Genomic DNA, 14,060 nt, shown 5'->3' with positions numbered 1-14,060 from the left:
CACTGGCGACGACAACTCTTCGCATTCACTCCCCCACTTTGTGACAACAATATGTGATCACGTACTGTGATCTGTGTCAATTGAGCCAAGCGAAAGTCAGCTTGAGAACCAGCGGGAAATGCACCCAGGCGATCGCAAATCTAGATGTACGCACGGCCCGCCCCGACCTTCGAGCGAACTGAGGCCACGCCGCGTCAAATGGCGAAGCGACTACAAACATCTTGGCGGGAACTGTTCCGGCGGAGCTCGCAAGCAATGACCCGACAAGCAGCTATTCGCGCTGAGCCCGCGAAACGCCGCTCCTAAAGATGCTGCCGGCGCTGGTTTGCGCGGAGGCCTCGTCACGATATTCTCTCGGGGTTCCCGATGCCGCCGCGCCGCGTCGAACTCGCCTGTCATCTCGTCGAGCGCTCTTCGACCGGGCCGGGCCGCTTGTCGACCTGAAGCCGGAGCCGCCAAGCGTCGAAATTCAAACCGGTTCCAGCCTGGAGGCCTTCAACCCCAGGCGGCACCGTCAAGCGCGCCGAGGGGGAATTTCAGATAACGTGTGCCGTTGGCTTCCGGCTCCGGAAGCTGTCCGCCATTGATGTTGATCTGCAGCGCATGCAGGATCAGCTTCGGCATCGGCAGCGTGTTGTCGCGCTCGTTGCGGAAGGCCACGAATTCATCTTCCCGGCCATAGCGCGTCAGGTGAATGTTCTCGGCTTTCTGCTGGCCGACGGTGGTTTCCCAGCGCGGTTCGCGGCCACCCGGCTGGTAGTCGTGGCCGACGAAGATGCGCGTATCGCCGGGCAGAGCGACGATGTCCTGGATCGTCGACCACAATGCCTTGGCGCTGCCGCCGGGAAAATCCGCCCGCGCGGTGCCGCCATCCGGCATGAAGACAGTGTCGTGCACAAAGGCGGCATCACCCACGACGTAGGTGATGGAAGCCAGAGTATGGCCGGGCGAGAACATCACGCCGGACTTGATGCCACCGATGTCGAAGCTGTCGCCTTGCTCGAACAGCCTGTCCCATTGCGAGCCATCGGTACGCAGGCTCGGCCAGTTGTAAATGCCGGCCCAGAGTTTCTGCACGTCGACGATGCGCGCCCCGATGGCGGTCGGTGCGCCGGTCCTGGCCTTCAGATAGGAGGCCGCCGAGAAATGGTCGGCATGCGGGTGCGTGTCGAGGATCCACTGCACCTCAAGGTTCTGGTCGCGGACGAAGTCGAGCAGTCGGTCGGCATTGGCCGTCGCCGTGGCACCCGACTTTTCGTCGAAATCGAGAACCGGATCGATGATGGCGCACAGCTTCGTCTGCGGATCGCTGACCACATACTGCACCGACCAGGTGCGAGGATCGAAGAAGGCGGCGACGTCGGGCCTTGCCATGGCTTACGCCTCTGCCAGTTCGGCAATGCGCGGATAGAAGATCGCGCGGCTGGAGTCGAAATCATACTGCGGTACGTATTGGGCCGCGTCGGCGGCGATCCGCGTCACCGAATCCAGGATGAACTTCACCTTCTCCTCGGACAGCAGGACGCTGAAATTGAGCCTGATGAAGCCTGGCTTCTTCATTTCCTCGCCGGCCCTGATCGCCGCGCGCATCTGCTCGGATTCCTCCTCGCCGATGCCGAGCAACCGGTGGACATAGGGCCCGGCGCAGGCGCAGCCGCCGCGCGCCTGGATGCCGAAGCGGTCGCTCAGCATGCGCGTGACGAGTTGCTGGTGAACATGGCCGCCCTTGCCGTCCCTGACGCGGAACGAAAAGATCGGCAGCCGCTGCGCGTCGAGCGAACCCAGGAGTTCCAGCCGGTCGACACCGCGCCAGGCAGCCATCGCCCGACGCGTGAGTTCGGCATTCCGCGCCTGCATGGCATCGGCACCCAGCGCATCCTTGACCAGAAAGGCGAGTGCCGCACGGATGTCGCCGACGACATTGGGCGTACCCGCCTCCTCGCGCGCCTCGATGTTGTCGCTGTAGTCGTGGCCGGTCGGCGAGACGAACTTGACCGTGCCGCCGCCCGGCCATGACGGCTTGGTCGTGACCACGGCATCGCGGCGAACGATCAGCACGCCCGAGGCGCCCGGACCACCGATGAACTTGTGCGGCGACACCACCAGCGCGTCGATCTCGACGTCTTCGGCCGGCGTCATGGCAATGGGAAGATATGGACCGGCGCCAGCATAGTCCCAGACGGCCTTGGCGCCCGCGGCCTTGATGCGGCGAGTGACGGTGGCGACGTCGGTGACGATGCCGGTGACGTTGGAGGCCGCCGAGAAGGCACAGACGGTGAGGTCGGCCGGAACCGAGAGCGCTGCATCGAGCACTGCGAGATCAGGACCGCCTGCTGCACATTCGGCGATCTCGACCATCTCGGCACCGATCTCGCGCCAGGGCAGGATGTTGGAATGATGCTCATAGGGGCCGATGATGACGCGGACGCGCTTGCCGGCGGCGACAGCGTCGGTGACGCCGAGCAGCTTGACCAGCCGGTTGAGGCCGGCAGTGGCACCCGACCCGGCGAAGATCACCGCATGGTCACGGGTCGCGCCGCAACAGGTGGCGATGGCCGCGCGCGCCTCGCGGCGCAGCCGGGTCATGAAGCCGCCGCAGTAGGACGCCTCGGTATGGCTGTTGGCGTAGAACGGCAGGACTTCCTCGAGGATGAAGCGCTCGATCTGCATCAGTGCGCGGCCCGAGGCGACGTAGTCGGCATAGACCAGAGCCTTGGTGCCGAACGGGCCCTCGATCCTGGCGTTCTGGCCGACCAGCCCCGCCTGGAGTGCGGCGACCGTGTCAACGGCGAGGCCCTGCCTGAAACCCTGCAGCAAACCGGCGTTGGCGGACATCTTCGCACTCCTCTGACAGCGAAACTCTTGCGGATCGGAATAGGCAAGGATTCTAATCGCGTTTCAGTGGAGAAACCTTATCGTTTTCTCGCGACAGCAGCGCCAAATTGGGTCATATGATCTCGATCATGGAAAAGATCGACGAAATTGATCGCAAGATCCTGGCATGCCTCCAGAAGGACGGCTCGATCTCGCAGCGTGATTTGGCCGAACGTGTCGGGCTGTCGCAAAACGCCTGCTGGCGCAGGCTGCAACGGCTGAACACGACCGGCCTGATCCGCGGCACCCACGCCGACATCGACGTGGCCGCACTTGGCTACGACCTGACCGTCTTCGTGATGATCCGCACCCGCCACCACTCCAAGGAATGGGCCGACGATTTCCGCAAGCATGTCGATCGCCTGCCCGAGGTCATCGACTTCTACCGCATCGGCGGCGACTGGGACTACCTGATCAAGGTCGTGACCAGGGGCATGTCGGGGTACGACGCCTTCTACCAGAAGCTCATCACCAATTTCGATCTGGCCACGGTAACCGGCTTCTTCTCGATGGAAGCGATCATCGACAATCGCGCCGCCGACCTGAACCGGCTGAAGTAGTCGCGTTCAGTCGCTGACAGGGCTTCGGTCAGGCCAGGCCCAGGTAGCCCGCAAGTTCCTTTGCTGCCGCCCCGCCGGCCCGGTTGGCGCCGACCGTCGAGGCGGATGGGCCATAACCGACGAGATGGATGCGCGGGTCCCTGGCAACCTGCGTTGCCAGCCTGCCGGACATGACGATGCCGCCATTATCCTCGCGGATCTGCAACGGCGCGAGATGGTCGAGCGAACTGCGAAAGCCTGTGCACCACAAGATGACATCGGCCTTTTGTTCGGTCCCATCGGCCCAACGAACGCCGTGCTCGGTGATGTCGCTGAACATCGGCAGGCGCTTGAGCACACCGCGCGCGCGGGCCGCTTCGAGCGCCGGCGTGATCGGAATGCCGGTTACCGAGACCACGGACCCAGGGATAAGCCCGCGCCTGACCCTGTCCTCGACGAGGGCAACCGCGGCGCGCCCGTCCTCAGGCGTGAACGGGCCTTCTCGGAACTGCGGTTGCCGGCGGGTAACCCAGGTCGTTGACGTGACCTTCGAGACTTCGTCGAGCAATTGCAGGGCGGAGACGCCGCCACCGACGACAATGACATGCTTGCCGATGAATTCGTCGGCCGTGCGATAGTCGCGCGTATGCAGCTGCCGCCCCTCAAATAGCGCGGCGCCGGGATATTCGGGAACAAAAGGCGTTTCCCAAGTTCCCGTCGCGTTGATGAGGCCGCGGGCGGAAAAGGTTTCCCTGTCGGTCTCTATGCGGAACCTCTCGTTGCGCGCGCAGACGACCTTGACCGTCACCGGACGGTAGACAGGCAAACCGAACTTCTGCTCGTAGGCCGCATAATATTGCGGCACAGCCGAGGATGCTTTCACTTCCGGAGCGCTGGTATCGACCGCGTCGGCAAACTGCATGCCGGGAAGGTCGTGGATCCGATTGACCGTGCTCAAAGTCAGGGACGGCCATCGATGTTGCCATGCACCCCCCGCTCCCGTGTTCTTGTCGAGCACGAGATAGTTCCTGCCGGGCGTCAGGCCGAGTTTGTGCAGATGATAGGCCGAGGAGAGCCCGGCCTGACCGCCGCCGATGACGACGATGTCTACCTTGAAAGCGGCGCGAACATCGCTCCGACCGGCGTGATTTTCAGCCTGCGACGCAGGCGAGTCAGGGGATGTATTTTCAGCGGTCATTTCCAAGCCTGAAATATCGAACTGCTGAATTCGTGTCGTCGCTCCCGCGATGCAAGTTCAAGAAGCCAAGGCGACGCGACGCGATGATCCAAGACGGTGCTACTGGCAGCGCATGCGGGAGGCCCAACTGGTCGGCATAGCCGACCGTTTCCGGCCTTGAGGCCACGCTTTGCATCAGTCATCGAGGATAGGGCCCGTATTGGTCCGCTTCGAGCAACCTCACGCGAGGCGAATACATATCCATGGGGCGGAGTCATCCCGCATGCCGGAAAAGCACGAAGTCCAAAAGTCACTCCGGCCAGCTTGGACACGCGGCCTGTATAGGGTGCCAAGAGCGACACAAGGGCGCCTAAAACTGACCCATATGTCCTCCATCTGACCTGGGTCCCACAGAATCTAGAAAAGCACAGAAGCGCTGCAAGTCCTGTTTGCGTCTCATTCAAACAATTTTATCCCGCTCCCTCGCGCAGCCGTGTGGATCAAGGGGCTTGAAGGCCCCAGGCTCGAGCATATCGACCACTTGGACTCAACCTAAGCTGCCAGTTAACCAATTGTTAACAATTGCCTACATCTTCCATCAGCATTTGCTACACGTGACCTGAAATGTACTGGCTCAAGCTACGGGACGCAGGAGATGGCTGATACGGATGTGGACGTGACCGAACGGAAAAGCTCGGGGCGCGCGGACCCATACGCCAACCGGAACAGTCGGGAGAGCCAGTTCCGGGCCAACCGGTTCAAGCTTGTCCAGGAGATCATACAGTCCATATTGCGTGCCAAGGGGAGTTGCAGAATTCTCGATTTGGGCGGCACCGAAAAATATTGGGATATCGGCGCAGAATTCATTCAGGACCATGCCGGCGTTCTGCATATCACGCTGGTCAACACCGACCCCGTCGATGTCAAGAATACCCGTCTCTTTGCCGCGATTGAAGGCAGCGCCACCGACGAGGCCCTGCTCCGGGGCCAGAAGTTCGACTTCGTACACTCAAATTCGGTGATCGAACACGTCGGCCAGATCCCCGACATGCAGTTGTTCGCCGAGAACGTACGACGCCTGGGCGAACGCCACTACGTCCAGACACCAAACTACTGGTTTCCCTACGAGCCGCACTTCCGGTTTATCGGCTTCCAGTACCTGCCGGAACGACTGCGCGTCGAGTTGCTACACCGGTTTGCGCTTGGTTTCTTCAGCCGTCAGGACGACCGAAACAACGCGGCTTCGCTGGTGCGTGGCAGCCGCCTGCTCTCCACAGCAGAAATGAGGCGCCTGTTTCCAGATTCTGAAATAAGATTCGAGAAATTCCTTCTTTTCAATAAATCTATAATTGCTTTCCGATAGTCGTGCTTGCAAGCAAGACATGGAGCCAACCGGTGAAGATCTCATATCTTCTCAACACCTACCCGATACCGAGCACGACCTTCATCCGAGGTGAAATCGAAGCCTTGGAAGAACTCGGCCTAAAAATTGGGAGGCTTTCCGTTCGCCGTTTTGGCGGGACGCTTGTTGACCGGTCCGATCAGGCAGAGATGGTGTCGACCCGCTACCTCCTCACCGGCAATGCTGCGGGGCTCATCGTTGCCTTTGGGCGGGAAATCCTGACAAACCCGCGCGGTCTGATTCATGCTCTCCCCGTGTTCCAGCAGATGCGCCGCAAAGCCTATGCCGGACTTGTGCATCACATCGCCTATCTGATGCAGGCATGTTATCTGCGCCAGGAAGCCCGCAGACAGGGCATTGCTCATGTCCATGCGCATTTCGGCACGAATCCTGCCGCCGTCGCGATGCTGTCGAAACTGCTTGGCGGGCCGAGCTACAGCTTCACCGCGCACGGTCCCGATGAATTCACTGACGCTGCGCATATGAGCTTCGACCTCAAGATCAAGCATGCCGCTTTTGTCGTGGCGATCTCCGATTATTGCAGCGGCCTGCTCGCATCGCTGGCCAATCACGGGGACGCACACAAAATTGTCATTTCCCGATGCGGCCTCAAGTTGGAGGACTTCGAACCGACCCCTATCCCAGGCGAGAACCGCACACTGGTGTGCATCGGCAGGCTCTGCCCCCAGAAGGGCCAGGTCCACGTTCCCGCTGCTGTCGCGGCATTGCGGGCGGAATTTCCCGATATGAAGGTCGTTCTGGTCGGCGACGGTGAAAGCCGGGCAGAAATCGAGGCCGAAATCGAGCGTCACGATGTCGGCGCACAGGTCATCCTGCCGGGATGGGCATCCAACGATGAGGTTCGGAAAATCCTGAAGGAGAGCCGCGCCATGCTGCTGCCGAGCTACGCCGAAGGCCTGCCGGTGGCGATCATGGAATCGCTGGCGCTGTCTCGCCCTGTCATCTCCACGACGATCGCCGGCATCCCTGAACTCGTGGATGAAGAGTGCGGATGGCTGGTCGAACCAGGCAACCACCAGCAACTGGTCGACGCGATGCGGTCAGCCCTGGCAGCACCGGCAGACGTCCTGGCTCGCATGGGCAAGGTCGGGCGCGAACGTGTCGAACGCCTTCATGACCGGAGACGTCTGGCGCTCGAGTTACAGCGGCTTTTCACGGAAGCTACCAGCACTGGCCACAACAGCAGCTCGGCACAGAGCCCGCTTCAAGGCGGAGCGAACTTCCAGCCCGCCGCCGAGTAGAATACTTACTTGTATTCTATCAACCCCTGGCGTCGGCCCATCAGGCGGTTCAGCGCATATTGCGCAACGCCCTGCATCTCGGGAAACTTTGCCAGCAACGCGAAGGCCGCGTAGAGCCAGGCGAGCCGGTTCCCGCCGTCGCGCAACGCGATGCGGGCGATCTGCAGCGGATAGGCGGCAAGCAGCAGCAGGAACGCGGGGTGCAAGATCACACCGCCCAGTACTGCTCCCAACGGCAGCACGCAGCCCCAGAACACGGCACGCAACACGTTGCGCCGCCAGATTTCGTGGGGCGATCCAAGGTGACGATGTGCAACCTCCGCGAAGGCATGGCCGGCGCGTTTCGACCTGCTCCACCATTGGCCAAGACGCGTGATGTTCGCATCGTGCAGCGTCATCTCCGCATCCAGCCGATAGATCTTCCAGCCCGCTGCACGCAGGCGCACGCACATTTCCGGTTCCTCGCCGGCAATCAGGTCTGCCGCATAGGCCCCAATTGAGGCAAGTGCATCGACACGCGCCAGGCAATCGCCGCCACAGGCGAGCGCGTCGCCAATCGGCGTGTCCCATTCGCGATCACACAAGGCATTGTAGATGGTCGCATCCGGAAAGCGTTCCCGACGGCGGCCGCAGACGATCGCGTAGGCTCGGTTTTCGGCGAGAAATCCGGCAGCTTCAGCCAGCCAGCCCGCGTCGATCCGACAGTCGCCATCGACGAACTGCACCAATTCGACAGTCGGCACCAGTCGCCGGAGTTGGGCAAGTCCGGCATTGCGGGCCCGCGCCGCAGTGAAGGCAACAGTCATGTCGAGCCTCACGACCGCCGCCCCCAGCCTTTCCGCGACCTCCGCGCTGCCGTCGGTCGAGCCGGAATCGACGTAGGCCGTGCTGGCGATCAACTCGCCGAGGCTTTCCAGGCAGGCAACCAAGCGGGGCCCCTCGTTGCGGCCTATCACCACCACGCCAACGGTCGGGACTGCAGCATTCATGAGCGGAACGCCTCCAGCGCGCCGTCGAATGCCGTCCCGTAGCCGGCCTCATAACGAACGAAGGAAAACATCAGGATGAACAGCACGAGCAATGCGGTCGTTGCCAAATCTTGCCGGAAGAAGGCGATCCGCTCGCGATACTGGCCGATCAGGATGGGAAAATAACGGCAAAGTTCGCTGGCGGTGATCATCAAGACGGCGCCGGCAATGCCATAAAATTGCAAGCCGAGTGGGATCGCGACGACCATGAACAGCAGCTTCGTCATGTTGCCCGCCGCACCGTACACGGGACGTCCAAGCCCCAGCAGCGAATATTCCGATATGGTGCAAAGGAGAGAGCACCAGACGCCGAGAAGGAGAACCGGCAGGATCCAGCCTGCATCCTGATAGCGTGGGTCGTAGACGAGCCAGACCGCAAAATCTGAAACCGAAACCACAAAGCCGATGCACGCGGCGAAAGCAAGCAGGAGCCGCAGTCGCAGCGGCCGCATCTCGGCGCGGAGCACGCCCATCTCTTGGCCCCTGCGCGAGGAAACCACTGGAAAGATCAAGGAATGGCTGAGCCGGCCCACCAGTACCGAGGGAAGGTCGGCAATCGTCCGCGCTATGCCGTAGACGCCAAGCACGGCAAGCGGCACCGCATGGCCGAGATAGAGCTTGTCGAAACTGGCGCAGAGGAAGGAGAGCAGGGAAGACAGGAATATCCACTTGCCGAACGACATGATCTCGCGGGCATAGGATGCCTGCCATGCGAACCACGCGCGGCCATAGGGCAAGAAATAACTTGCGAGCGTTCGCACGCCCATCGCCAAGATATTGGCAGCGAGCAGCGACCAGATCGTCGGACTGTAGAGCGCCAGCGCGATCACCAGGCCGACATTCACAAACTCGACCATGAGATCGAACAGGTTCAGCTTAACGAACTGAAGCTGGCGCTGCAGCATGTAGATCGAGACCGAGGTGCCTCCCCCAAGCAAGAGGACGACCGCAGACAGCTGAATCGCCGAAGACGGAAGGGAATAGAGCTGCCCCAGAGGGGCAGCCAGAACAAACATCAGGCTGGAAAGAAGGAAGCCTCGGATGAGTTGGATAGTCCAGGCCGTGTCCCGGAACCTGAGTTCCTCGCCCTTGCTGTTGTGGACAATATTCTGGCCAATGCCAACGTCAGAGATCAGTTCGATACCGTTGCGCAAGGTGCCGATGATCAGCAGCGCGCCAAAGACTTCCGGCATGACCAGTCGTGACAGGATTACGTTCGACCCGAACCGCAGCGCGACCGAGACGAAATAGACGCCGGTGGTCCAGATTGCCCCGTGAAGGAGGCGTTTCGCAGAAATAGCCATCAGGCCCGTGCCCTGTCCTGTTTGCCTGAGAGCTGAAATTGTTATCTAGCGCCCGAAAGTCGGCAGCCACTTGAATACCGGTTGGGGATCGCAGCGATTGAGGATCGACCCAACTAGTTTTTCCCAAACGGGCGGCGTTGCCGACAAAGCCACAGACAGCGCCTCGTCCGAAACACGACCGGCTTCGACGACCAGGACGAAGGAATCGATGAAGCGAGCCGATGCGCGAAGATCACCGGCGGCGTCGAGCGCAGGCAGGTCGAAAACCACCAGATCATAGGCCGCTGCCTGGTTCAGGAGGTGCTCCATGCGGCCTGCCCATAACATCCCCGGCGCCTTGCCGGCCTGGCCGTAGGGCAAGGTGTCCAGCCCCGTTCTCGTATCCTGGACGATCAGGGCTTTCAGGTCGCTCTCGCGTCCCTCGATATAGTCGACGAGGCCGCGGCGATTCGCATACTCCATGGATTTCGACAGTTCCGGCCGATAGGATTGGGCATCGACGAGCAGAGCGCGTTTGCCCATCTGGGCAATATGAAGCGCAAGATTGGCGGCGAGCACGGTCTTGCCCTCACCCGGGAGTGCCGAGGTCACGCCAAGTGACCGCATATGCGGAGTGGCGGCCAAGGGAAGAATTGCTACGCTAGCCAGCCGCAGCGTCTGCCATTCCGGCGTTCCGGGGCGGCTGGCAATCTCCGACAAAAGCGCAGGACTGCCCTGCTTCGAAGAAGCGTGATCGTGCTGCACATTCGGAATCACACCGAAGCACTCTACACCCACGGCGGAGGTTAGTTGGTCTGTTCGGCGGAAACTGCGATCGAGAAACGCCAACGTCAGTGCAGCCACGAAGCCAGCCGCGCCACCGACAATCCCCGCCAGGGCTATGATGACAAGGCCACGCGGATTGCTCTTGTCGACCGGCGGCGTGGCAGCAGACATCACCTGCGCCTTCGGACCTGCCTCGCGAAGCCGGTCCCGCAGCCACCCGCTGGCCGATTGAACGGCTTCCGCACGGTCCGACTCCTGCTTTGCCATGTAGGCACGCGCCACCTCGTTGGCGACGGTCGCGGCATGCTGGGGGGTCCCTGATGTATAGCGTATCTCGACCAGATTGCTCTGGCCAAGACGCTGGATAGCGAGGCCACCGCGCAACGCCTTGAGGGCACCCTGCTGATCCAATGCGTCAGGCTCGCCGAGCTTCAGCGTCTGAATGACATTGGAAAGAACCGGCGTGGAGCCGATGGTCTCGATCTGCGTCTCGAGGAAGGTCGGATCGAACTGTGACTCGGTGAAGAACGCGTCCTCGCCGCTGGTCGTCAGCCGCAGATTGGTGATGTTGAGCACGGCCGACGCCGTATACAGCGCTGGACGAAGCGAGACATAGGCAAGCGCAAGTGCTCCACACAGCACGCCACCCGCAAGGATAAGCCAGAACCCCTTCAGGGCCGATCTTATCATCCAGCGCCAGTCATAGAGACTGGCGTCCGACGCCACGCCCTGCTGGATTGGCAATTCCTTCGGGTGTCGCGATTCAAGCATGGTGGTGCCTACAGTAAGCCAGTGCTGCGGTGGTCAGGGCCGGGTCGTCGGCGTTTCGACCTGCAGCGCACCGGTCATCTCCGTTGCCACGCGGAAGACCTTGACGATGTCTCCAGGCTGCACGCGCGTCGTTTCGGTGGCGTCGAACTCGGACGTCCCGTTGTCGTCGGTCCGCACGATCCTGAAGCGCAACTGCGGGGCAGTCTCGGACTCGGCCAGTCGAGAGAGGTTCGATGAATAGTACGCAGCGCTGTCTAAGATCCGGGTCGAGGTGTCGTTCTGCTCGGCGATGGCGCGCAGGTCGATGGCAATGCGCTGGACGCCGGACAGAGCCGCAGCCCGGCGATGCTCGTCCAGTGTGGCGATCTCGCGCGTCGCGATGTTGATTTCCTGGCGCGCCCGCAGTTTGCCGATCTCCAGATCCTGCTGCTCGCGCTGAACGTCGCTCAGGCTGCGCTCCAGCGGCCCAAGGCGATGAACGGCGAGATCCTGCTTGGCCAGTCGACGTATCGTCTCAAGTTCGCCTTTCGTTGAACCCAACTTCACGGCGACGTCGGCAAGCTGCTGGTCAAGCGCCCCGATTTCCTGCTGTCGCATGGCAATCGACGCTTCAAGGCTGCGTCGTTCGGCACGATGGCGCCCAAGTTCCGTAGCGAAGATACGACGCTGCTCCTCGACAGCTTTTGCATGTTCGGGAGTTGCATCGCCGGGTGCTGCGCCTATGTCCTCGGCACCATCGAGCTGTGCCTGCCAGCGTTGCTGCTCGGCCAGCAGGTCCCAGCGCCGCGCTTCGTTGAGTTTCAACTCGCCCCGGCTCGAAATCGCCACGCGTTCGAGGTCCCATTGCGAGCCTTGCTCCGGCCGATAGGCGCCGCCACCGAGGCTCAGGGCATTGAGAATCATCATGCCGGGCCGATAGGCATATTCACCGGGGGTGGTCACGCTGCCGAGGATGTAGAAGGGACGATAAGCAACGATATCGACCGTCGCGTCTGGCATCTGCTGGAGATTGGCCTTCTCCTGGAGGCGCGCCGCGATCGAGGCCGCAAGTTCAGGCGTGCTCAGCCCCTGTGCCGGAATCTGACCGAGCATCGGCATCAATATGTCGCCGCCGGCACCAACAGTCAGCTCGCCGGTCAGCGCCGGCCATTCGGAAACATGGATGCGCAATCGGTCCTGGGGACCAAGCTCGTACTCGACCGTCTCGGCCAGGGCATTGCCGGGCAAGCCAAGCAAGCTCAGCAGCGCTAGGCTGGCGACGATGGCGTCGCGTGCCGCGTACAGCTTTCTCCGTCCATCAAGCAACTTCATCGAATCGCTCCCAACAATATCTGGCAACAACCCAAAGCTGTTATCGTGCAACCCCTGACATATGCTGAAGATGTTCGATGATGCCGGATGAAATGGCCGTATCGGCGCCACTTTCGTCGTTCATGGTTAATACTGTCCTCATACTGCATTGATCGGCATCACTTTCGTTGGCACCGCTTGCCGTGCATTCGTGCCTGGCGCCTTCAGGCGCAAGGCGATGCCGAAGACCATGCCCATCGTCATGGCCAGCAGATATTGGATTTCCTTGATGAAGATCACCCATTCGTAGAAGGAATGGAGATAAGCGATCAGGAGGGTCACGCCGAAGCCGAGAAGCAAATTGCCCTCCAGTGTGCCCCTCGAGCGCCAGCCGGTCCACCACGCGACGAACATGGGCACGATCAGCATGATGCAGAACGCGATCACACCCGGATATCCGGCCTCGGCGGCGGTCAGCCAATAAGCGTTGTGGACAATGTTATTGCGGTTACCCTCGAAGCCGATGACGCCAGCTCGCTCCGAATAACCAAAGTCCCGGGCCATATGAACGTAGTGGTTGATGCCGACGCCGAGCGGAAAGTCATCGAGGATGAGCGATGCCGCACGATTGAAGGCCGCGCGCTCGTCATATTGGCTTTCTCCCAGCGGGTTGAGTTCGAAGCGGTTGGAGAATGTGGAAATTGCCAGGGGCGCCACGATGAGAAGCGAGGCGAGCGCGGCAAAGCCGACCGCCATCTTGCGCTGCGTCAAGCCGGCAAGCGCCTGCGTCACGAACAGCGTCCCCAATCCGATCACCGAAAACCCGACCGTCGCACGCGATGCCGTGAAGACGACCACGACGATCGTCGCCACAACCATGCCGACCAGATAACGGACGTGGCGATAGCCGGCCAGTAGCAGGGCAAGGTGCGGGAAGAGGACGAAGTGGGCCGCCATGCCGAGCGTGTTCTGATGGATGAAGAGACCCATCGTCTGCGGCAATTGAAGCTGGAATCGCTGGTACAGGACGGCAACGAAATGCGCCGCCATGCCAATCGCCATTCCTTTCAGGATCAGGAAGGGCACATCCGGATCAGCGCTGGCACGAGCCACCACCACCATGACGAAGAAGATGCGGACGAATTGCAGCAGGCCGAAACTCGCGGCGACCGGCTCATCGGCTTGCAGCAGCGAAAGCGCGGCAGCGAAAATGTAGAGAAGGAACGGCAGCTTGCACCACATGGGCAGCCTGCCGCGGGGCAAGGTGAAGAGAACCGCAGCAGCGAGCAAGTCGATGATCGTCACCTGCAGGCCGTATACGAAGCCAATCCAATAGCCGGACCAGGAAAGCAATCCGATGTCAAACATCGGGATGGCGGCGGCAAAAAATGGCAGGGCACCGAAAACTATCCAGAATGGCTTGCGCAGCGCGGGCGTGCTTCTTAACAGCAAGCCGAGCGGAAAAATCGCAAGCAAAGCGAGAAAAAGCACCCCGAACTTCAAAGAACGATAACCCTTATGGCTCGACATGGGTGCAATAACATGGCGCCTGGGAACTCCGGGTTAACGTCCGAGAACAACCCGACGGAAGGTTAACGACAACGTGGTCTTCGCATTTCGTGTGTTTCTCATGGCGTTGCTGATCTTG

11 protein-coding genes are annotated in these 14,060 nt (G+C 61.2%); 3 read left to right on the top strand and 8 right to left on the bottom strand.

The window, feature by feature from the left end; translation table 11 throughout:
* Positions 1 to 495: 495 nt before the first annotated feature.
* Positions 496 to 1,374: an MBL fold metallo-hydrolase gene (locus CO731_RS26935; protein WP_108610176.1), complete on the bottom strand. Its 879-nt coding sequence runs from the start codon at positions 1,372 to 1,374 to the stop codon at positions 496 to 498.
* 3 nt (positions 1,375 to 1,377) lie between these two features.
* A complete protein-coding gene (locus tag CO731_RS26930) occupies positions 1,378 to 2,835 on the bottom strand; it encodes an aminotransferase class V-fold PLP-dependent enzyme (protein WP_108610175.1) in 1,458 nt (485 codons plus the stop codon).
* A gap of 128 nt (positions 2,836 to 2,963) precedes the next feature.
* On the opposite strand from CO731_RS26930, the gene CO731_RS26925 reads away from it, so the two are divergent.
* A complete protein-coding gene (locus CO731_RS26925) occupies positions 2,964 to 3,434 on the top strand; it encodes an Lrp/AsnC family transcriptional regulator (RefSeq protein WP_245440008.1) in 471 nt (156 codons plus the stop codon).
* Between the two features lie 28 nt (positions 3,435 to 3,462).
* Here the strand turns inward: CO731_RS26925 and CO731_RS26920 are convergent, their stop codons facing one another.
* Positions 3,463 to 4,611, bottom strand: coding sequence for an FAD-dependent oxidoreductase (locus CO731_RS26920; RefSeq protein WP_108610173.1), 1,149 nt, complete (start codon positions 4,609 to 4,611; stop codon positions 3,463 to 3,465).
* Positions 4,612 to 5,245: 634 nt separating this feature from the next.
* Here CO731_RS26920 and CO731_RS26915 point away from each other — a divergent pair.
* Positions 5,246 to 5,953, top strand: coding sequence for an SAM-dependent methyltransferase (locus CO731_RS26915; protein ID WP_108610172.1), 708 nt, complete (start codon positions 5,246 to 5,248; stop codon positions 5,951 to 5,953).
* A gap of 32 nt (positions 5,954 to 5,985) precedes the next feature.
* Entirely contained in the window at positions 5,986 to 7,254 is a 1,269-nt protein-coding gene (locus tag CO731_RS26910) for a glycosyltransferase family 4 protein (protein ID WP_108610372.1), read from the top strand.
* Positions 7,255 to 7,259: 5 nt separating this feature from the next.
* Here the strand turns inward: CO731_RS26910 and CO731_RS26905 are convergent, their stop codons facing one another.
* From CO731_RS26905 to CO731_RS26885, 5 genes are all read right to left on the bottom strand, one after another.
* Positions 7,260 to 8,243 (bottom strand): glycosyltransferase family A protein, encoded by a 984-nt coding sequence (locus tag CO731_RS26905; RefSeq protein WP_108610171.1) that lies wholly within the window; start codon positions 8,241 to 8,243, stop codon positions 7,260 to 7,262.
* Entirely contained in the window at positions 8,240 to 9,586 is a 1,347-nt protein-coding gene (locus CO731_RS26900; protein WP_108610170.1) for an oligosaccharide flippase family protein, read from the bottom strand. Before CO731_RS26900 ends, CO731_RS26905 begins: the two co-directional genes overlap by 4 nt.
* 45 nt (positions 9,587 to 9,631) lie before the next feature.
* Entirely contained in the window at positions 9,632 to 11,077 is a 1,446-nt protein-coding gene (locus CO731_RS26895; protein ID WP_159091745.1) for a cellulose synthase operon protein YhjQ/BcsQ, read from the bottom strand.
* A gap of 78 nt (positions 11,078 to 11,155) precedes the next feature.
* The gene (locus CO731_RS26890; RefSeq protein ID WP_159091744.1) at positions 11,156 to 12,484 is read right to left on the bottom strand and encodes a polysaccharide biosynthesis/export family protein; all 1,329 of its coding nucleotides are present in this window, start codon (positions 12,482 to 12,484) and stop codon (positions 11,156 to 11,158) included.
* An 87-nt stretch (positions 12,485 to 12,571) separates the two neighbouring features.
* Positions 12,572 to 13,942, bottom strand: coding sequence for an O-antigen ligase family protein (locus CO731_RS26885; protein ID WP_108610167.1), 1,371 nt, complete (start codon positions 13,940 to 13,942; stop codon positions 12,572 to 12,574).
* Positions 13,943 to 14,060 lie beyond the last annotated feature (118 nt).

The organism is Aminobacter sp. MSH1 (assembly GCF_003071665.1).
Classification (GTDB): Bacteria; Pseudomonadota; Alphaproteobacteria; order Rhizobiales; family Rhizobiaceae; genus Aminobacter; species Aminobacter niigataensis.
The sequence above is the reverse complement of the archived record's forward strand: the minus strand, read 5'-3'. Positions and strand labels throughout refer to the sequence as shown.

Excerpts from the sequence above, each read along its gene's own strand:
- CO731_RS26930 (WP_108610175.1), bottom strand. The coding sequence starts at position 2,835 with ATGTCCGCCAACGCCGGTTTGCTGCAGGGTTTCAGGCAGGGCCTCGCC.
- CO731_RS26925 (WP_245440008.1), top strand. The coding sequence starts at position 2,964 with ATGGAAAAGATCGACGAAATTGATCGCAAGATCCTGGCATGCCTCCAG.
- CO731_RS26885 (WP_108610167.1), bottom strand. The coding sequence starts at position 13,942 with ATGTCGAGCCATAAGGGTTATCGTTCTTTGAAGTTCGGGGTGCTTTTT.
- CO731_RS26915 (WP_108610172.1), top strand. The coding sequence starts at position 5,246 with ATGGCTGATACGGATGTGGACGTGACCGAACGGAAAAGCTCGGGGCGC.
- CO731_RS26920 (WP_108610173.1), bottom strand. The coding sequence starts at position 4,611 with ATGACCGCTGAAAATACATCCCCTGACTCGCCTGCGTCGCAGGCTGAA.
- CO731_RS26935 (WP_108610176.1), bottom strand. The coding sequence starts at position 1,374 with ATGGCAAGGCCCGACGTCGCCGCCTTCTTCGATCCTCGCACCTGGTCG.
- CO731_RS26900 (WP_108610170.1), bottom strand. The coding sequence starts at position 9,586 with ATGGCTATTTCTGCGAAACGCCTCCTTCACGGGGCAATCTGGACCACC.
- CO731_RS26905 (WP_108610171.1), bottom strand. The coding sequence starts at position 8,243 with ATGAATGCTGCAGTCCCGACCGTTGGCGTGGTGGTGATAGGCCGCAAC.